This is a genomic window from Pseudomonas sp. P7758, from assembly GCF_013386485.1.
Lineage (GTDB): Bacteria > Pseudomonadota > Gammaproteobacteria > Pseudomonadales > Pseudomonadaceae > Aquipseudomonas.
Map to the genome: position 1 here is coordinate 35,739 of NZ_JACARS010000011.1, position 20,430 is coordinate 56,168.

General features: G+C 62.1%; 12 protein-coding genes and 1 pseudogene. 4 read left to right on the forward strand and 9 right to left on the reverse strand.

The window, feature by feature from the left end; genetic code table 11:
- Position 1 precedes the first annotated feature (1 nt).
- Genes HX873_RS02275 through HX873_RS02285 form a run of 3 tightly spaced genes read left to right on the forward strand, consistent with a single transcriptional unit; the run spans position 2 to position 2,725 of the window.
- Positions 2 to 862 carry a MurR/RpiR family transcriptional regulator gene (locus HX873_RS02275; RefSeq protein WP_102604479.1) on the forward strand — a complete coding sequence of 287 codons (861 nt, stop codon included), beginning with the start codon at positions 2 to 4 and terminating at the stop codon, positions 860 to 862.
- A 1-nt stretch (position 863) separates the two neighbouring features.
- The gene (locus tag HX873_RS02280) at positions 864 to 2,327 is read left to right on the forward strand and encodes an amidohydrolase family protein (protein WP_177067897.1); all 1,464 of its coding nucleotides are present in this window, start codon (positions 864 to 866) and stop codon (positions 2,325 to 2,327) included.
- Between the two features lie 29 nt (positions 2,328 to 2,356).
- Positions 2,357 to 2,725 carry a glyoxalase superfamily protein gene (locus HX873_RS02285; protein ID WP_087693433.1) on the forward strand — a complete coding sequence of 123 codons (369 nt, stop codon included), beginning with the start codon at positions 2,357 to 2,359 and terminating at the stop codon, positions 2,723 to 2,725.
- Positions 2,726 to 3,376: 651 nt separating this feature from the next.
- Here HX873_RS02285 and HX873_RS31995 read toward each other — a convergent pair.
- The 6 genes and pseudogenes from HX873_RS31995 to HX873_RS02310 all read right to left on the reverse strand — a co-directional run bounded on the left by HX873_RS31995 (position 3,377) and on the right by HX873_RS02310 (position 15,556).
- The gene (locus HX873_RS31995; protein WP_371132985.1) at positions 3,377 to 4,240 is read right to left on the reverse strand and encodes a methyl-accepting chemotaxis protein; all 864 of its coding nucleotides are present in this window, start codon (positions 4,238 to 4,240) and stop codon (positions 3,377 to 3,379) included.
- Positions 4,232 to 5,329, reverse strand: a pseudogene (locus HX873_RS32000) (methyl-accepting chemotaxis protein); the annotation flags it as partial. The pseudogene HX873_RS32000 and the gene HX873_RS31995, both read right to left, overlap by 9 nt.
- Positions 5,330 to 5,480: 151 nt before the next feature.
- The gene (locus HX873_RS02295) at positions 5,481 to 11,225 is read right to left on the reverse strand and encodes a membrane-targeted effector domain-containing toxin (RefSeq protein ID WP_177122309.1); all 5,745 of its coding nucleotides are present in this window, start codon (positions 11,223 to 11,225) and stop codon (positions 5,481 to 5,483) included.
- 64 nt (positions 11,226 to 11,289) lie between these two features.
- Positions 11,290 to 13,092 carry a CocE/NonD family hydrolase gene (locus tag HX873_RS02300; RefSeq protein ID WP_177122343.1) on the reverse strand — a complete coding sequence of 601 codons (1,803 nt, stop codon included), beginning with the start codon at positions 13,090 to 13,092 and terminating at the stop codon, positions 11,290 to 11,292.
- A 19-nt stretch (positions 13,093 to 13,111) separates the two neighbouring features.
- Positions 13,112 to 14,551, reverse strand: coding sequence for a YfcC family protein (locus tag HX873_RS02305; protein ID WP_177122310.1), 1,440 nt, complete (start codon positions 14,549 to 14,551; stop codon positions 13,112 to 13,114).
- 108 nt (positions 14,552 to 14,659) lie between these two features.
- Positions 14,660 to 15,556: a LysR family transcriptional regulator gene (locus HX873_RS02310; protein WP_177122311.1), complete on the reverse strand. Its 897-nt coding sequence runs from the start codon at positions 15,554 to 15,556 to the stop codon at positions 14,660 to 14,662.
- 172 nt (positions 15,557 to 15,728) lie between these two features.
- Here HX873_RS02310 and HX873_RS02315 point away from each other — a divergent pair, with 172 nt between their 5' ends.
- On the forward strand, positions 15,729 to 16,952 hold the full coding sequence (locus HX873_RS02315; RefSeq protein WP_177122312.1) for an OprD family porin: 1,224 nt from the start codon (positions 15,729 to 15,731) through the stop codon (positions 16,950 to 16,952).
- Positions 16,953 to 16,958: 6 nt separating this feature from the next.
- Here the strand turns inward: HX873_RS02315 and HX873_RS02320 are convergent, their stop codons facing one another.
- The 3 genes from HX873_RS02320 to HX873_RS02330 all read right to left on the reverse strand — a co-directional run bounded on the left by HX873_RS02320 (position 16,959) and on the right by HX873_RS02330 (position 20,111).
- Positions 16,959 to 18,416 (reverse strand): glycosyltransferase family 39 protein, encoded by a 1,458-nt coding sequence (locus HX873_RS02320; RefSeq protein WP_177122313.1) that lies wholly within the window; start codon positions 18,414 to 18,416, stop codon positions 16,959 to 16,961.
- Between the two features lie 111 nt (positions 18,417 to 18,527).
- Positions 18,528 to 19,082 (reverse strand): nucleotidyltransferase family protein, encoded by a 555-nt coding sequence (locus tag HX873_RS02325; protein WP_177122314.1) that lies wholly within the window; start codon positions 19,080 to 19,082, stop codon positions 18,528 to 18,530.
- Positions 19,083 to 20,111, reverse strand: coding sequence for a hypothetical protein (locus HX873_RS02330; RefSeq protein ID WP_177122315.1), 1,029 nt, complete (start codon positions 20,109 to 20,111; stop codon positions 19,083 to 19,085).
- Between the last annotated feature and the right edge of the window lie 319 nt (positions 20,112 to 20,430).

The window sequence follows — 20,430 nt, forward strand, 5'->3', positions numbered from 1 at the left end:
GATGGACATCCTCTACCAGATCCGCGCCCGCCAGGATTCCTTCAGCGCCGGCGAAGGGCGTATCGCCAGGCTGATGCTCGATGATGTCGGCTTTGCAGCGTCCGCCAGCCTGGAAGAGTTGTCCCAACGGGCCGAGGTCAGCACCGCCACCTTGTCGCGTTTTGCCCGCAGCGTCGGCTGCCGCGACCTGCGTGATCTGCGCCTGCAACTGGCCCAGGCCAGCGGTGTCGGCAGCCGTTTCCTCGACCCGGCGGGCCTGCCGGAGCAGTCGGCGTTTCACAGGCAGATTCTCAGCGATATCGAGGCGACGTTGCGCCGGCACCTGTCCGGTTTCAACCAGCGCAGTTTTGTCGACGCCGTGAGCCTGCTGGGCAATGCGCGGATGATCCACGCGTTCGGCATGGGCGGGCCGTCGAGCCTGTGCAGCGACGAGTTGCAAGTGCGCCTGGTGCGCCTGGGCTACGCGATCAACGCCTGCCACGACCCGGTGATGATGCGCGTGACCGCCGCCACCCTGGGCCCGGAGCATGCGCTGATCGTCTGCTCGCTGACCGGCATCACCCCGGAGGTATTGGGCGTGGTGGCGCTGGCACGCAACTACGGCGCAAAAATCATCGCCATCACCCTGCCGGACTCCCCGCTGGCGCAGTTGGCCGACGTGCTGCTGCCGCTGCAACCGGCCGAAACCAGTTTTATCTACAAGCCAACGGCGGCGCGCTACGGAATGCTGTTGGCCATCGATGTGCTCGCTACCGAGCTGGCCTTGGCCATGCCGGACGACAACCAGGAACGCCTGCGACGGATCAAGCTGGCCCTGGACGATTATCGCGGTGGCCCTGACAGCCTGCCGCTTGGAGATTGAGATGAAGTACCACACGCTGATCCGCCAGGCGCTGATCATTGATGGCAGCAACACCCCCGGCTATGTCGCCGATGTGGCGGTGCACGAGGGGCGTATCGAGAAGATCGGCGACCTGTCCCGGGACAGCGCCGAGCATGAAATCGACGCCACCGGGCGCGTATTGGCGCCGGGGTTTATCGACGTGCACACCCACGACGACACGGTGGTGATCCGTCACCCGCAGATGCTGCCCAAGCTGAGCCAAGGCGTGACCACGGTGATTGTCGGCAACTGCGGCATCAGCGCCTCGCCCGTGAGCTTGCAGGCTGATCCGCCGGACCCGATGAACCTGCTGGGCACCGCCGAGGCCTTTGCCTACCCACGGTTCAGCGATTACCGCGCGGCGGTGGAAAACGCCCACCCGGCCGTCAATGTGGCGGCGCTGATCGGCCACACCGCGCTGCGCAGCAACCATATGGACGACCTGCACCGTACCGCCACGCCGGGTGAAATCACCGCGATGCGCGTGCAGTTGCAGGAGAGTCTGGCGGACGGTGCCCTGGGTTTATCCACCGGGCTTGCATACGCGAGCGCCTTCAACGCCGAGACCGATGAAGTGCTGCAGTTGAGTGAAGAACTGACGGCGTATGGCGCGGTGTACACCACCCATTTGCGCAGCGAATTCGAACCGGTGCTGGAGGCGATGGACGAGGCTTTTCTGATCGGCCGGCATGCCAAGGCGCCGGTGATCATTTCCCACCTCAAGTGCGCGGGCGCCGGTAACTGGGGGCGCAGTCCGCAGTTGTTGGCCTCGCTGGAACACGCGGCGAAGACCCACCCGGTGGGCTGCGATTGCTACCCGTATGCGGCCAGCTCTTCGACCCTGGACCTCAAGCAAGTCACCGATGCGTTTCGCATCACCATCACCTGGTCTGCGCCGCATCCGGAAATGGGCGGGCGGGATCTGCAGGATATCGCCGCCGAGTGGGCGGTGCCGCTGATGGACGCCGCCCGCCGCCTGCAACCCGCCGGGGCGGTGTATTACGGGATGGACGAGACCGACGTGCAGCGCATCCTGGCACATCCGCTGTCGATGATTGGCTCGGATGGTTTGCCGGAAGATCCGTTTCCTCATCCACGTCTGTGGGGCGCGTTTCCCCGGGTACTGGGGCATTTCAGCCGGGACCTTGGCTTGTTCCCGCTGCACACCGCCGTGCACAAGATGACTGGCTTGTCGGCAGCGCGCTTTGGCTTGGCCGAGCGCGGTGAAATCCGTGAAGGACACTGGGCCGATCTGGTGCTGTTTGATCCGTTGCGGGTGCGGGATGTGGCGGACTTCAAAGAGCCGCAGCGCGCGGCGGAAGGGATTGACGGTGTGTGGGTCAATGGCGTGCTCAGCTACAGAGACGGGCAGGCCAACGGGCAGCGTCCCGGACGATTCCTGGCGCGCAGTGGGGATTTGCGAAAGGGATTTGCGGCCGTATAGTGGCCGCTCTCAAATACGGAGCAATCGCCATGCACTTAGGAAAAGTCACCCCCATCTTGCGCAGTTTCGACGAGGCCAAAACGTTGGAGTTCTACGTCGACTTCCTGGGGTTCAAGGTCGATTGGCAGCACCGGTTTGAAGACAACTTTCCGCTGTACCTGCAGGTGTCGCTGGGGGACTGCGTGCTGCACTTGTCCGAGCACCATGGCGATTGCACGCCAGGTGCGGCGGTGCGGATTCAGGCTCAAGGGCTGGAAGCGTACCAGCAACAGTTGCTGGCCAAGCATTACCGCAACGCCAAGCCGGGGATTGAAGACACGCCATGGGGCAGCCGCGAGATGAGCATCAGCGACCCGTCGGGGAACCGGTTGGTGTTTGTTGAAGAAGTCAGCAGATGAGGCTGCGCGCATAAATCGCAGGCAATAAAAAACCGCCTTAGTAGGGCGGTTTTTTATTGCAATCCCAGTTCGCGGCTGGGGTTGCGCCTCACCGGAAGCATTGACCTGCTGACCGGATACTACTGTCGGTTCAGGCATCACGCAAGGCCTGGTGACACTCGGTGTTTTCAGTTCTTTGAGATCTACGCTATTTAAGGGCGACTGCAAAAACTGGCAATAAATTCTTGGAGCGTTACCGGTGGATTAGTTCTCCCAGGTCACACCTTTGAGCGGGATGTTGGTTAGTATCGCCCCCGTTCTGTGTATGTCGTTTGTAGGTGGGCTGGGTACGCGCGCGAATTTATGGACCGAACGCCACGGGCTAGTAATCCGTGCCGGATTCATGCGGGAGGACCCAAAGCCCGGCCGCCTCACTGGAAGCATTGACCTGCGTCCGAAGGCTCACGTGTTCCGGTAAGTGCGCTGGAGGTAGGCCCAACTGATAGAGGGCCGAGTATGTCCAAGTTTGCACGACGTACGTGGGACCTCGTAGTGAACTCCCTGCGTGTTTATCACGTGTGGAAATTCCTGCGGGACAGCTTTGATGACCGTTAAGGTCTGAGAAGTGGGCCGCCCCGGTTTCGACCGGGGCGGCTTTTTTGTGCCTGGGATTTACACCCGGAAATGGCTGACCATCTGCTGCAACTGCCCGCCCAAACGCGCCAGTTCCACACTTGACTTGGCCGTCTCGTCACTGGCCGCTGCAGTCTGCTCCGACACGTCCCGCACATTCACGATGCTGCGGCTGATCTCTTCCGCCACGGCACTCTGCTGCTCGGCGGCTGCGGCGATCTGCTGGTTCATCGACTGGATATTCGACACCGTACGGGTGATGTTTTCCAGTGACACACCGGCCTTGCGCGTCAGTTCGACGCTGCTGTCGGTGAGGCTGCGGCTGTTGTTCATCACGGCGGCCACTTGCTGGGTGCCGTTCTGCAAACCGGCCACCAGGCCTTCGATTTCTTCGGTGGATTTCTGGGTGCGCTGGGCCAGGCCGCGCACCTCATCGGCGACCACCGCAAAACCGCGACCGGCTTCACCGGCACGGGCGGCTTCGATGGCGGCGTTGAGCGCCAGCAGGTTGGTCTGCTCGGCCACGGCCTTGATCACGTCCATCACGCTGCCGATCTTGTTGCTCTCTTGTTGCAGGTGCGTCATGGCGTCGGTGGAGCGTGCCACTTCGGCAGCCAGACGTTCGATCTGGGCGATGGCTTCGGCCACCACCTTGTCACCGGCACGGGCTTCACCGTCGGCGGCCGAGGCAGCCTGGGACGCTTGTTCGGCGTTGCGTGCGACTTCCTGCACGGTGGCAGTCATTTCGTGCATGGCGGTGGCCACTTGATCGGTCTCGATCTTCTGGCTGTTGACCCCGGCACTGGTCTGTTCGGTCACGGCCGACAGCTCTTCGGCGGCGCTGGCGATCTGGGTCACGCCGTCACGGATGCCGCTGATCAGTTCACGCAGGGTAGTGCCCATGCGCTGGATGCCCTGTTGCAACACGCCGAGTTCGTCGCGGCGGGTCACCTGGATGTTGTGGCTCAGGTCGCCGGAAGCGATGCGCTCCACCACGGCGAGGGTCTCGCGCAGTGGGCGGGTGATCTGGCGGGTGATGATCACGGCCGCCACGATGCCCACCAGCAAGGCCAGCAATGTGCTGATCAGTTGCAGGCTGCGGGCCTGGGCGCTTTCGGCGTCGCGGCGTTGCAGCTGGATGTCGTACAGCTTGTCGCTGATGGTGACAATGTCGGTGCCCTGGGTGGTCATTTCTGCCCGGGCCGAGACGATGTTGGCGTTGGCCGCCTTGTAGTTCTGCACCGCGCTGCGATAGGCGCCGAGGGCGGTTTCCAGGGCTGTCAGTGCAGGCTGTTGGCTGGCGCCAAACGCTGCGTGCAGGCCTTTCAGACCGTCGATGGCTTTCTCGATCTGCGCGGCGGCACGGGCTTCAGTCTCGGCGTTGACGTTGCCGGTGTAGCCGCGCACTTCGTAGCGGGCCAACTGGAACTGTTCCTTGGCGCTGGTCACGGCCTCGAACTGGGCAAAGCGCTCGGCGCTATCGGGCATCTGCCGCACGCTGGCGTCCAGGGCACTGATCTGCGCATTGGCGATGTCAGCCTTGTCGCCCATGACCTGGCGCGCGGCGTTACCGTTGCGGTAGGCCTCGCGCATTTTGTTCAAGGACTGCTGGTAAGCGGTGATGATCGCTTTTTGCTCATTGAGCAGCTTGAGGTTGTCCGGGCTCTTGAAGCTGTCCAGCAGCTTCTGTTGCTGGGCCACAAAACTGTCGAGGTTGGTCTGCACGTTTTGCGCCACGGCTTCGTCGCCGTTGGCCAACATGTATTGCAGGCGCACGATGCGCAGTTTGGTCAGTGAAGCGTTGAGCTGGGTGATGTCGCTCATCCAGTTGCTGCGGTCGATCAGGCCGCCCAGGCTGGTCCAGCCGGTGAGCGCGAGGATCGAGGTGAGGACCAGTACCAGGCCGAAGCCCAGGCCCAGTTTCATATTGACGCTGATGTTGCCGAACCAACTATTCATCGCATTCCTCCAGGAACAGATTTGCGGGTACATCCGGTTGCTGGAAGTAGCGACCAGCCGATGGGTAGTCAGGAGGTATCGGCAGCCCTGGCGAGAGCTGAAACGGTTTTTTCGTGAGGGCAGGATTTATGGAACGTGAGCGACGAGCGGTCGCACCGCCCTCATGCAGAGGGCGGTGCGAGAATCAGTGGACTTGGCGCATTCTTTTGCTGGTGGTGATGATGTTGATCAACGCTTCCCTGCTGCTGAAACGGCGGTCATCCAGGTTCCAGCGATTGACGAAGTGCCCCCTGGCATCCTGCTGCAACGCGGTGTGGACCAGTACGCCGTCGCGGTTTTTATGGACCATCTCCAACCCGTCGTCCAGGGTGCGCTGAAGCAGGTAGTCGCCTTTGCGCCGCAGGCGTTGTTCGAGGCTGAGGGGTGGTGCGGGCGTGGCAGGTAGCGGCAATGGCGCACCGGCGACTTCGACGTTTTTCTTGAAGTCGTAGCGCACCAATGGCCATTGCTGCTCGCGCGGCAGCGCCTGGACGCTGGCGGGCTCACGCACAAAGCCGCTGGCCGAGCCGGGAGGCACATCGTCCAGCAGTAGACTGATGCCGTTGTTGAGCTCGGCAATGCCCGGCACGCCGCGATGGGTATTGGCGTGCGTTTCGCCTACCAGTGCGACCCACTTGTGTGGCCCCTGTTGAAGCTGGTCGGCGCGGATCACCTGGGTCGCAAAGTAGTTGAACATTGATGTCCTGGAGGCGGGCATGCCGTCCACCCGCAAGCTGGCGACACAGTCGAGTGCGCGGATCCGCACGTTATGCTTCATCGCCACCTGCACCAGGCTGACAAAACCGTAGGGGCTGTCGGCCGGTACGCCGTGGCCTTTGTCCAATGCGTTGAGGTAGCTCCACAGTTCATCTGGCATAAAGCCCAGGCTGTGGACGATATCCAGGTCGGCCTGATGCAGCTCGGTGGTGAGTTGCTCCATGTACAGGGTTTTTACTTCTCGCGGGCCCTTCAGGTATTCCATGTGCCGGCTGAGGAAGCCTTTGCTCGATGTACCGGCGTGGGCTTCGCCGACTACCAGGCCATCGGCGGTGTCCAGCAGTTGATCGATAAATTTCGCCTCATCCAGGGTCGGGTCGACCGCAGGCAGTGCTCCCCGAGCAGGCGGTGTGTGTTCGGTAAAAAACGCCTGGGCCTGATCCTGAAGTTTTTTGCGGGTCTGGTCGAAGGTGGTTTGCGCCGCGCGACGGCTGCTGGCGGTCTCCCTGTAGGCGGTGGCGAAGAGCGCTTCACGCGTGCCTATCGGCAAGGTGATTTCCTCGCTGATCAGGCCCAGGTGTTCATGGGGCAGGTCAAAGGTGCTGAAGTGGCGCGGCGCCTCAACAGGCAGAGGGCGCGTTGGCCGTAGCGCGTGTGAGCGCTCCACCGAGGGGCCCGGGTGCGGCGCCGGTTGGCGTGCCGTGTGCAACGACAGCTTCAGGTCGCCCTTGGCCAGGGCATCGCCGGGAATGCCGCCGGCCACATCCGCGATGACTCGGGTGGGTTGGTCGAAGGCGTCGTCGACCCGCAGGGCAATGCTCTTTTGCAGGTCGGCCAGGCCCGGCGTGCCGCGATAGGTGCTCATGCGTTTTTGATCAACCAACGCGATCCAGCGCTCGCCCGGTTTTTTCGCCTGGTCATCGTTGATGAGGGTGTGAGAGTAAAAGTTGGTCAGCCGGTTGGCGCGAATCGGGGCCGGGCGTGAATCAAACAGGCACAGGGTGTTTTCCAGGTCGTAGGAGCTTGAGGCGTTCAACGGTCTGACCTCAATTCCGTGCTGTTGGGCGGTGTTTACCAGCATCCAGTGGCCGTGCAACCCGTCGGGGTCGCGGTAATTTTCCTTGTCGATGGATTTGAGCTGGCCCTCGGCCCGTTTGGAGAAACCACTGGAAAACCGTGAGTGGGTTTTCAAGTGATGAATGTCGCGCCACAGCGGCTCGATATAGAGAACCGTCACGTTCAGTTCGCGCAGGTACTGCATGTTTTCGATCAGCACCTGTTTAGCCACGGTGGAAAACGGTGCCTCGCCTACCACCAGGTTGTGCGCGTCATCGATCAGCAGCTTAAGCAAATCACGCAGGGCGATGTCTGGCGCCGGGTTCAGGGTTTCGGCCCGGGGAACCACGGCGGGCAACCGTGCAAAAAACGCGTCGGCGTCATCCGTCAGGGCCCTGACATTGTCCAGGTGCTGTTTGAGTGCCGGGGCGAGTTGCCGACGCGAGATCCAGATGCTGTGGGTATTGAGGTCTCGATCCAGGTAGGCGATTTGCAGGAACAGCGCCGACCGGTCCTCGGGGGCGATGACAGCCGATACGTCGCGACGAAACTTTTCCGACAACTCATAGGGCTGGCCGAGTCTTTCAGGGCCAGGCATGCCACCGATGACACCGGAGCGCTGCCACTGGCCGTCCACCGTCTGGTTCACCAGCTTGCCGGTGGAGCGCAATTGCCCGCTGGTGTTGTCGTAGCGAAACAACAGGAATCGCCCCAGGCTGTCCGGGGTGTGCGAGGCCCACAGGCTGTCGCCGGCAAACAGCACAGGCTGCATGCCCTGGGGCAATGGGGGCTGCGGTTGCAGTTGCTTGATCAAGCTCATGGCCTGTTGGTCCTTGGTCACCCGGGCAATATGGCGTAACGGCGGACGGGCGAGCTTGACGGGGGCGAACAGCAGGGGTCGCAGGTCGGTCAACAACGTCCCGCCGGCATTGAGCAGCGCACCCAGATAGTGTCCCAGCGCGGCGGCGGTGTCGTTGCGGCTGTAGGCATGCAGGGCGAGCATCGAATCCTTGAACACCAGCAAGCCGCCCAAGGCCAGGCTCAGTGCCGGGAAGGGCGCGGTCAGCACGGCAATGGTGATTTCGCCGATCACGCTGACCAGCTCCATGATCATCTGCAAGCGCCCGGTGGTGGTGCTTTTGACTTCGTCGATACGGTGACGCAGCTTTTTGTCGTAGGTGTGGTAATGCAGGTTCTTCAGCGGCAGTGCGGTGCGAGGCACTTCGTCGAACACCGGCTTGGAATACACCCCCTTGAGCTGTGCCGGCAGGCCGGCCACCAACGCATGCAACCTCGGCTCGAACGCCGCGCGCTCAACGCTGGCGACCCGGCTGATGTAGTAGGTGTCCATGCCTTCAAGGTTTTTCAGGCGTTCGTTGAATTCCCGTTGCGGCCTGAAGGCGATGCCATCCGGTGCGTGCGGGGTGTAGAGCAGGGGCAGGTCGTTGGCGTGGTGGAACAGGTAGCAGCCATCGATCACTTGGCCGCTGATGTGCAGGGGATAGAGCCGATACCGATTGCGCACGGCATCGCTGTTATCGGCCAGGCTGTCGATGCTTTTTTCCAGCCAGGCCAGGTCGCTTGTTGCCAGGCAGCCTTGCAGGCAGCACTCAAGCGCAGCGACGTGCATGTGCAGTTGGGCAACCTCCAGGGCCATATTGCGGCGCCATGCATAGTGGGGGCCTTGCGGGTCCAGCAGGGTTTTCTCGACCTCGGCGACATAGCGGTCACCGATCCAGGTGCCTCTGACCGAGTTGCTCACCGTTTGCGCGGTGAGTCGACTCAGGTCGACGCCGGGCGGTCCCTTGAACTGCGCGGTGGTGCTGGCGTCGGGGTTGATAAAGCCCAGGCTGGCGTCGTAGCCATTGCGGTACAGCGTGGTGTAGCTGACGCGTTCGCGCGGGGTGATCACGCCCACGAGGTTTGGGTCTACCGCCGGGATCGGGTTGCCGAGCAGTTGGTTGAGGGCGGCTTTTGCCGCCTTGTGCAAGTAACTGTCGAAGTCGGGAAACTGTTGTGGGCTACCCGGGCTTGCGGCGTAGGCCTGTGCCGCGCCCAGTGCCTGTTCCTTGAGATCGGCGAGTTTCTGTCGGTCGGCTGCCGATGCCTGGCTCAGCCACTTGGGCATCTGATACAGGTATTCATCGGCCTGCATGGCCAGCGTCGTGGTGCTCATTTCCACCAGGCAGGCCTCATAGGTGGAGGGCGCGCCGAAACTGATCATCAAATACTCAAGGCTGGCCGGGGTAAAACCCAGGGCGGAAAGCATCGCGCTGTATTTGGGCCGGATCCGGCTGACCAACTGTTCAAGCAGGTAGTCTTTCATGCTGCGCGAACCGGGAGCGGACGCTATCTCCTGGCTCCAGCCGAGGATATGCGCCTGCAATTCCCGCTCGCTGCCAAAGGCCTGGAACTGTTCGGCGCGTGGCGCGTGAGGCGTGCACAGCAGCAAGCGTTTGACCGCGCCCGTTGCATCGGTCTGGCGCAGCACCCACAGGTCCTTGAGCGGAGCCTTGTGCAGGAACAGACAGCAGGCAGTGAGTGTGGGCGAGGGGCCTTCACTCAGGGTTTGCAGCAGTGCGTAGTCGTCCGCGCTGATATGGTTTTGCAACGATGCACTGTAGGCCAGCGCGTGCAGGCGGCTGTCGAGCATCTGCTGCATGGCTTCCTGTACGGCGGGCAAACTGTGGGCGCGCTTTTGTTCTTCGGCGAAGCTCAGGCTTGGTTGAACCTTGGCCAGCAGGTCGGCGAGGTAAGCCGGGGTGACGTCCTGGAACTCGGGCGGCAATGGCTGCTGGGCGTAGGTCAGTTGGGTGTGCTCGAGAAACTCGGAATCGGCGTGTTCATCGCCACGGTGCAAGCCACGTACCGCCAGTTGCACCAGGTTGTTGTGCTGGTTGTACGAGTTGCCTGACTTCAGGGTGCGCTCGGTGCTGATCTGCAGTTGCTCGGGGATCAGGCCCTGGATATCCAGGTCGTCGTCCAGGTGCTCAAGCAATTGCAGGCGCGCCATGGCCTCCGGCGAGGCCGCCGGGCCGAGCAGCGCCAGCACTTGCAGGCTGAGGTGTTCATAGGTGCGCAGGTGCTCGGCGAGGGTTTTGCGCTGGGCCTCATTGGCGCTGCGGTACCAGTCGGGAGCGGATTCGTGCAGCAGTTTTTCCAGTAACTGCTGCGCGCGCAGTTCCAGGCGCGAGGACAGGTCCCAAGGCGAGCAGCGCAGCGCCTGGTCCAGTTCGAGGGTCATTCTGGCGACGTCTGTCGGCGCGGGGTGGCCGTCCAGGCCAAGGGCAAACGCGATGTCCTGATGTTGTTTGTCCTGCAGGGCATTGTAGGTGTGTTCGTTCAGCGGGAGGCTGTCGATAGGCTCTGGCACCAGCGGCCAGATACTCGCCGCGCGCAAGTGCTGGTAACGGCGCGGCAAGTGTTGCAGCAGTTCCTGACGCCAGGCCGACTGCTTCATGCGCTCTTGCAGCGTGCGATCCAGATGCTTGAGCGAGGTGAAAGCCTCCAGGCCTCTGGAAGGGGTGAACAGCAACACATCACCGTCCTCGATCTCCAGATGGGTGGCCGGTGTCTGGCTGCGCGTGAGGACGAACGCCCCGGCGAACTCGATGGTCTGCTGGCGGTAGCGAAACGTCAGGCGATGGATACCCGGGCGCAGCTCGGGGCCGCTGACGATATTCGTCACCAGCAGCTGGTCGGCAGGGCTGAGCAGGCGATCCTTGACCTTCAGCCTGGCCTCGGCCTCCAGCATCGGCTGGTGGCTGTCGAGTATCCAGTTCTTGCGTAGATGGCCGTTGGGCCGCCGTTCGATTTCCAGGGCGGCCAGCTTCTTGTGCAATGCCTGGCTGATGCGCGTGCGGTTCAACCGGCCGGGCTCGCCCTGGATCAGCCAGTCGCCGGGGACGGTGTAATGCACTTGTGCGTTCTGCAGGCTCCAGCGGCTTTCTTCTGCCAGGGCGGCGTGCAATGCCTGCACCTCCAGCAACTCGGTAGAAGACTGCGCTGCCGGTGCGTGGCCGTTGGGGAAAATCTGTAGACGATGACCGATTTGCAGCAGGTAGCCGTTCAGTTGTTCCGGGGTAAGTGGTGATGTGTTCGGGGGCTGGGCGGGCATGGCCGGTCCTCAGGGAGTCAATGGTCCCTGAGGGTGCGCAGTCTCGGCGTGTGAATGGCGGTAGTTAGTTACTCAAGGCCTCGACCACGGTCAGTATCAGGCGTGACGGGCAATCGGTACTCAGGTGTAGCGTGTTGCGCGCCACCCTGGGATGTTCTGCCTGGCCGGGTGCTTCGCCGCTGTTGGGGTTGACGTCAAAGCGCGGGAAGTTGCTGCTGGCGATATCCAGGCGCAACCGGTGGCCGCGCTGGAATAGATTGCAGGTGGCGAAGGGTTCGATCACCACCTTGACCCGCTCACCCGGGGTCAGCAGGGTGGGGTGCTCCCAGGTGTTTCGGTAGCGGGCCCGCAGGATGCCGTCGGTGATGTTCATGGCGTAGCCGTCCGGGTAGACGTCGACCAGTTTGGCGGTGAAGTCGGTGTCGGGCGCATCGCTGTCGATCCACAGTTCCACGCGCAGCGGGCCTGCGACGATCAGGTCGTGGCTGAGTGGCTCGGTCTGGAAGCTTAAGACATCGCTGCGCTCGGCCAGAAGGCGCTGGTCGCCACGGGTACCGAAGAAGTCCGCCCGCTCGCGTTGGTCGAAAGCGCCGCCGACAAAAATCGGCGCGCCGGAGGTCAGGGCGCCACCGATGGTCGGCACCGGATCGGCCGGGTCGGCGCAGTAGCTGAGCTGGCCCTCGGTGGTCGGCGGTTCAGGTTGCAGTTGGCGTTGTGCGGTGAGGTGCAGGGTGAGTTGCCGGCTATCCGGTAGCGGCCATTGATGACTGTCGATCCAGTGCCCGCCATGTTGCAAGCGCCCCTGTTGATCGCGCTCACCGGTGCCACCGCCCATCAAGAACACCTTCACCGCCGCGGGGGCGGGCAGCGGCGAACCCTTGAGGGTGCGTTCAAACCAGTCCAGGCGGCAGCTCAGCCAGTCTTTCGCCACCTGCCCGTCGAAGGCCGCTGGTGCACCAAATTGCGCATCGCCACTGTGAGTGATATTGCGATCACCATGCAGCCAGGGGCCCATGATCAACTGATGCTGCGCCGTACTGCCGGCGCAAAACGCCGCGTAGTTGGCGAGGGTCGAACTGACATAGGCGTCGTACCAACTGGACATGAACAGCACCGGGATATCCGGCAGATCGTGGTAATGCCCCTCGGCGTAGATGCCCGGCGCTTGCCAGTACGGGCCGAAGTCGCCCTGGGCCCACTGCTCCAGCAGATAGGCTTCGTACTCCGGCACATGCCGCAGGGGCGATTGCCCGGCGTGCCACGGCATGCGCTTGAACCACTGGTGGATGTCTTCCTGTTCGAGGGCTTCGAGGATCTTCGGATCCGCCAGTGCCGCCGGGCTTTCCTTGGCCTGGCGAAACGCCCAGGTGGCCTGCTTGAGCTCCAGCGCGCCGCCCTGGCGAATCCCGCATTGGTAGGCGTTGGCGAAGCCGCCGCTGTCCAGCACCATGCTGGCGAGGCCCGGCGGATGCAGGCAGGCCATCGCCAGTTGCGTGTGGGCGGCGTAGGACAGGCCCATGCTGCCAATCTTGCCGTTGCACCACGGCTGCTCGACGATCCAGGCCAGGGTGTCGCAACCGTCTTCGCCCTCGGCGGTGTATTTGGTGAACACGCCTTCGGAGGCATAGCGCCCGCGGCAATCCTGGAAGATCGCGACAAAGCCCTGGGCCGTGAACCGCGCGGCCATTTGCTCGCGGGAAATATGCTGGCCGTCGAGCTGGATTTCCGAGCGCGATGGTTTGCTCTTGTCGTACGGGGTGCGTTCGATCACCACCGGAAAAGGGCCTGGACCGTGGGGCAAGTAGATATCGGTGGCCAGGTGGATGCCGTCGCGCATGGCGATCATCTGGTTGTGCAACGTCTGCATGGGGAAAACACTCATGGGGTCAGTACCCGGTGCCTACGGCAATGGCCAACAACACCATCGCCAGCACCGCATAGATCAGAAACAGCGGCAGGATGTAGCGTGCCCACTGGCCCCAGCCGACGTTGGCGGTGGCCAGCAATACCAACAGGCCGCTGGAGGTCGGGGTGATCATGTTGGTCAGGCCGTTGCCCATCAAAAACGCGAACACCGTGGTTTGCGGGCTGACGCCGGAGAGCTGTCCCAGCGGCCCGAAGATCGGCATGGTCACCGCCGCCTGCCCCGAGGTGGACGGGATCAGTACATCCAGGCCCAGTTGTGCGAAGAACATGCCGTAGGCCGAGACCACCGGGCCATGATCGCCCACCAGATTGGCGAGGCTGTTGACGATGGTGTCGAGCACCTGGCCGGTGCTGAGGATGATTTCCACGGCGGTCGCCAGGCCGATCAACACACCGGCGATCAGCACCTTTTTCATGCCGTCGACAAAGGCGCTGGCGGCGGTGCTGGCGCCAAGCCCGGCGATTACGCTGAACGCCACGGTCAGCAGCAGGTAGAACGCCGACAGCTCGTGGTATTTCCACTCCCAGCGGTTAGAGGCGTACACCAGGAAACCAATGCCGGCCCCCAGCACGATCAGGTTCAGCAGATGGCGCAGGGACAGCGGTTTGCGTTCGAAGGTGATCTGCGCGCTGGCATCAAACCCATGCTTGCGGATACTCCACAGTACGAACGCGATGCCCACCAGCAGGAACGTGCAGTAGGCCAGGACGCGCATGCTCAGGCCGCTGAAAATCGGCAGCCCCACCATCGGCTGCGCCACGGACAGCGCTACCGGGTTGGAGATGGAGGCCAGGTAGCCGATCTTCACCGAGATGGCCACGATGGCCAGGCCGATCAGGTTCGACAGCCCCAGGCGGTTGGCCATGGCCACCATCAACGGCACGATCAGGATGAATTCCTTGGCCAGGCCCATGAAGGTGCTGCCGGCGGAAAACACCAGCATCAGGCTGGGCACCAGCACGTAGATATTGCCCCGGGTCAGCCCCAGCAGGCGTTCAAGACCGGCATCAATCACACCGGCCTTGTTCAACACGCCGAACATCCCACCGATGAACAGCACCATAAAAATCAGCGCAGCGCGTTTTTCGATGCCTTGGGGAATGGCCATGAAGCCCTCGACCAACGATACCGGCCGAGCGACCGTATCGCTGGCCTTGCGCGGTTCGAGGGAGAACAGTTGGCCCAGGGAGTCGTGCTTTTCCAGCACCTGATAGGAGCCCGGAACCACCAGGCCGTTCTGGCGCTGGAACTTGCCCGAGTTCACCGCGTAGGTGAAGGCGACAGCCAGCAGCACGATGCTCAGCAGAATGATGGCCGGGTTGATCTGCTTGCGCTGCGCGGGTTTTTCCACCGGCGTTTCAGTGGGCGAGTGGGTACGGACGATCTGCGGTTCGGTCATGCTGGTTGCCCCGGTGTGCGCTGTTATTGTTGTGTCGGGTGACACTTGTGGAGCGGACACTAGGGCAAAGTTTTAACGGCGACAACGTTATGCGCGGGCTGGGTTGGGCTATGCGTTTTGTGCGGCCAGGCGGTGCTTGAGGTGCTCGGCAAACGCCGTCACCACCTTGGACCTGGGTTCATCCGCGCGAAACGCCAGGCCGAATGCATAGGGCAATGCCGGTCGAAACGGGCGGGCCACAATCGGCAAATGCATGAAGTGGCTGGCCAGCAAACCATTGACGATCGACACCCCCAACCCCTCGGCGACAAAGCTGCACGCGGCGCCCACCGAGTGCACTTCCACCCGCACCTGGGGCGTCAGGTTGGCTGCGCGAAACACCTGGTTCAACTCCGCCCGCAGGGCCCGTTGCCGGCCCAGCATTACCAGCGGCACGTCCCGCAAGTGTTGCACTTCGATGCAGGCGTGGCGGGTCAGCGGATGCTCAGCGGGCATCACGCACACGCCTTCGGTTTCCAGCACCGGTTCAATCTCGAAGTCGGGAATCTCGGTAGGCAAGCGCACAAAACCTAGGTCGGCGGAACGGTCGAGCACGGCCCGTTCGATCATGTCGTAGGAACCGGTCAGCAGCTCGACCACGATGTCTTCCCGGCCCTTGAGAAACTCGGCGACGATTCGCGGCAGCAGCTCCTGGGTCATGCTGGTGGGCACCCCGACCTTGATCAGGCTCTTGCGCGAACGGCCCACGCGCATCTCATCTGCCAGGCGCTGGATACGCTGCATGCCGTCCACCAGGCCAGCCACTTCGGCAAGCAGTTCTTCAGCCTCCGGGGTCGCCATCAAACGACCCTTTTTGCGCAGGAACAACGCGAAACCCAATGCCTCTTCCAGCTGGCTCAACAACCGGCTGACCGCGGATTGCGACAGGCCCATGCGGGTCGCCGCACCGATGGTCGAACCGGTGGACATGATCGCCTTGAAGGCTTCGAGCTGCTTGAGATTCACCGTGATTTTCCTGTGGTTTGAGGGCTTTGCGCATAGCCTGATGCGCTTCTCGCATAACGTTGCCGGGCGTTCGAGGAGCCGTTAGTGTCCGCCGCAATGCGACGCGCCGTCCAGCGTGTCGCAGGCAGCAACTGCCCATAAAAAACCACAATACGGCATTCGGGAGACGGTTATGCGTGAGCTTTTCACGAGGGGAGGAGTGGTGTGCACGGGCTTGCTGGCGAGCCTGTCACCGGCACTGATGGCCCAGGGTTTCTGGGAGGATTCCCACGGCAAATTGACCTTGCGCAATTACTATTTCAACGACGGTTACCGCGACGGCGGCGAGGACCGCAAGGAGTGGGCCCAGGGCTTTTTGCTCAACCTGCAATCGGGTTATACCGAAGGCACGGTGGGTTTTGGCCTGGATGCGCTGGGGTTGTCGGGGATCAGGCTCGACTCCAGCCGCGCCCATGCCGGCACCGGCTTATTGCCCGTGCACGACGATGGCCGCGCGGCCAGCGAATTCTCAAGCCTGGGCGTGACCGCGAAGATGCGCATCGGTGAAGCCGTGGTGAAAACCGGCACGCTGCTGCCGAAGATTCCAGTGCTGGTGTACAACGATGGCCGGCTGCTGCCGCAAACATTCCAGGGCACTCAGGTCGAGTACAGCGGCGTCCGTAACCTGTACGTGCACGCCGGGCATCTGGACAAGTTCAAGCTGCGAAACTCTACCGACAGCGTGGATATTTATCCCCAGGGCTACAGCGGCAAAAAGGGCAGCGACTTTGATTTTGCCGGCGCTACCTACGCCTTCACGCCCAAGCTGAGCGGCACCTGGTACTACGGCGAAATGCGTGAATTCTATCGCCAGCAGTTCTTTGGCCTGGTGCATAAACAGCCAGTGGGTGCCGGCAGCCTGACCAGCGACTTGCGTTACTTCATCAGCAACGAAGCGGGCGAGGCACGCAATGGCAAGGTCGACAGCGACATGTTCAGCGGGTTGTTCACCTACCGGCTAGGGCCGCAGGCGCTGGGCGTGGGTTATCAGAAAGTCACCGGCGATACCGCGTTGCCCTACGCCAGCGTGTCGACGGTGTATTCCTTCAGCAACGCCGGCGTCGGCAAATTCATCCAGGCCGGTGAGCAAACCTGGATGCTGCGCTATGACTACGACTTTGCCGCCGTGCTGCCGGGCCTGACCTTCATGACCCGCTACTACAAGGGCCAGAACGGTGACTACAAGGGCCGCGAAGCCCGTGAGTGGGAGTCGGACACCAACCTGCGCTACGTGATCCAGGACAGCACCTTCAAAGGCGTAGGCATCGAGTTGCGCAAGGCCACGTATCGCTCGACCTATGCGAGCGATCGTGACAACTACCGGGTCTACCTCACGTACGACCTGGCGCTGTGGTGACAGGCCCTACTGCTCGACGAAATAGTACGGCTGACGGTTGATCGCCATCTCCTTGACCACCGTCACCGGGACGTTCAGCCGGTCAGTATTGTCCACCAGGGCCACGTTGCCGGGTTTGGCCGCGAGGTAACTCTTGAGTTCCTCCGGCGTCTGCAGAATCGTCAAATAGCCCTGCATGTAGAACACCCCGGCGCCGGCGATTCGCTCGTTGGCCTGATACAGCACCACCTCTTTGCCCTGCGCCTGCATCGCCTGGATCTGGCTGATTATCGGCACAAACGACTGGCGCACATCCGCCTTGGGCGCGAACCAAAAGGCGGCAATCAGGTAGCAGGCCACCACCACGGTGAAGAAGCCACCTACCAGACCCCGTCGGTTTTCATAAACGTGTTCGGCAATGTTGGAAACCTGCCCGCGACTTTTCAGCCAGCCCAGCAACACGCCGCCATACTCGGCGGCCAGCACGGCGGCGGCGGGTGTCAGCGCCATCAGGTACACCGTGCGCTTGCTGGAGGCGAACGTCAGCAGGGTGAACTGCGCCACCAGCCACACGCTGAAAAATAGCCGGTAGCGGTTGCGCACCAGGCTTTTGCGGAAATGCCACAGCCCCAGGTACACCAGGATGTTCCACGGCAAAAACGCTTCGGGCAACTTGACGATGTAGTAATAGAACGGCTCGTAGTGACCGGCTTCGACAAACGAGCCGCTGAAACGCCCGACGCTGTTGGTCAGCAGCACTTCACGTACCCCCTGCAACCCGTCGCGCTGGTAGAGGAAACCCAGCCAGATCATCAGCGGTACCAGGGCCAGCAGCGTGAACAGCCCGGGCTTGACCCAATCGCCGAGCTTGAAGCGTTTATCCATCAGGCTGGTACTGGCCAGATAGACGAAGATCACCACGCCAGGCATGGCCAGGCCCAGAACCCCTTTGCTCAAGGTGGCGATCACCATCCCGAGGGTGAACAGCAACCAGGTGCCCAGGTTGGAACTGTCGCGCTCCGATGCTGGGCGGTTGGCCTGATAGAACGCCAGCAGCGCCATGGTAACCCCGAGGGTGAGCAGCGAATCCTCACCCACGCCGCGCACGTTGCTCCAGTAACTGGCCATGGTCGCCAGCATCAGGCCCGCGACAAACGCCAGCGCCTTGGGCCGGCCAAACTTGCGCAGCATCCCGTACAGCAGCATCACGCTGAACAGCCCGGCAAATGCGGACGCCAGACGCACTGCCCAAGTGGTACCGCCAAACAGCCGGATCGCACCGGCGTCGAGCCACAGGCTCAGCGGCGGTTTCTCCAGGAAGGGTTCACGGAACAGTCGCGGCACCACCCAATCGTTATCCAGGTGCATGGCCATGGCGATCCCGGCCACACGGGCCTCGGTCGAGCCTTGCAACTCGTGATTGCCAAGGGAGAAGAAGAACAACAGCGCAGCGAGCAGGAGCAGCAGAGGAGCGGAACGCGTCATGGATTCTGGCTACCGGGGCAGGGGGCCGTTCGGGGGAACGGTCCGGGCGATCAGCGAGTATACGAGGGCGATTCTTAATAATTCGTGAATGAATGTGAGGTTTTTGTGGGGTCAGGGTTGTTTCAGCAGTGGCCATTGGGTTAGCCAGCGTTTGGAGGTGATGCGTTGTTGGTAGATGGCGTGTTTTTCCTGGGTGAAGCGGGGCGTGGGTTTGAGTTGGAGATTGAACAGGTCCTCCAGGCCGAGAGGGGCTGAAACTTCGCATACGTCCACTGCGGTTCTTCTGACGGCTACTGCGGTGGCGGTTTCGGGCCAGAAGCGCATGGCGTCGCTGGCGTTGCGGTAAGGCGCGTCGCCGTTTCGCAGGTGCATGCGGGCCTGGTTTTTGACGGACCAGTCGATGGAGGGTTCGGCTGCGTGTAAGAGGGCTTCGAGGCGGCGGTCTTCGTCGGGGCGGGTGCAGGTGGCGTCGAACCACAGTACGTCGACGTCACCGGTCAGTGGAGACAGTGGGCGACCGTGCAGGTGATCCCATACCGCGTTGCGTACGAAGCCGGCGCCGATCCAGCAGTCGGGGAGGGCGAGGGAGCGGACGACGGCCAGTAGGTGCCAGCGTAAAGGATCGCTGCTGATCAGTGTCTGAACCGTCGTGCGATGCTCACGCATTCAAGGTGTCTTCAGACTGGCAAGTGCGGCCTTGCCCTTGGCTGACAAAACAGGCTCCAACTGCTCCCAGGTGAAGCTCAGGTCATTGTCGCAACCGTCGCCATTGGCCGGTGTCGACAGCTTCATGCCTTGAGTGTCGAAGCTCAGGTCGAAGCTCGAGTAACTGGTGATTGCCGGGCAACCTTCATCGGTGGTGGTTTGCTTCTCCAGCCAGGCGCTGAATGTGGCGGGCAGTTTCAGATGGCCGGAGTAAGCGTCATACCATTCCTGGTGCCCGCCGAGCCAAGTCCATGGGTCAACGCTTTCGCCGGTTTGCAGGTTCCAGGAATGCAGCCCCCAACTGATACCCCTGGCGCCCGTGCCGGCGGCCCATCGGTAAAACCTGACAGTGATCCACTGGGATGACCAGTACGTGGGTTCGACGCTGATTTCGCTGGTATAGGCCGCACCGTTGCGTCCAAGGTATTCCCGTCGTTCGCTGAAGTAGTCGGCTTGACCATCAGCGCTGATGGCCAGGCTCGCCAATTGCCGGTTGATCTTCTGAATTGCCGGGCTGTCGCCCTCAAGCTTGAGCGTGACCTGGGCGCCTTGGGTCTTTAGCTGGTAGCTGTGCCCGGCGAAGGATTGCTTCTGCGTCTTGACCGGCAGGGGCGAGGTTTCCATGGGCGTGTTGTACGCATCGCTGGCGCAACCTTCGGGCGGCGTTGCCATGCGCTGCAATGCCAGGGGTAGTGGATTGCTGCCCTTGGTTTTGCGCCAGGTGCCTTTCAGGGAATCGCCCTGTGGCGCCTCCAATTGCCAGACGCCGCTGTTGCCTTCTTCGGCCCAGGGAGCATCGGGTGTTTCCTGGGTAAGTTGAATTGGTGTCAAGAAGCGCTGGTAGTAGTAACTACCGCCTGTATTGGGCGAGGTGTTGAAGCATGCGGTGATCGGCGTCTTGCCGAGTGTGCCCTGCCAGACGCCTGCGAGGTCGGCGTTGGCGAGGGTGGAGAGCGTGGCGAGGGCCAGAAATAGAGAGGGCTTGAGCATGGATATCGGACTTCCGGTTGTCTGATAGAAGGGAGCCAAGTTGAAAAGTTGCGCTCAAAATATCACGGCGCCTTCTATTACGACTCCCTGACCTTGTCGGTTTTACCCATTCTCGCGGGATGGCAAATCCTGATTGCTTATCCAGCTCCGCGTCGTAGACGTAAACGCCACTGCCACTATTGAGCGCGTTCAGCGAGGCGAGGGTTTCGCAGGCTTGTACCCACCCGTGCAGGCAGGGCGCGACGCTGAATTTTCCACATGCTCGGATGCCTCTTGGTGTGGCGTTTTTTGAGGGTTATACGACCTTTACGCCATCAGG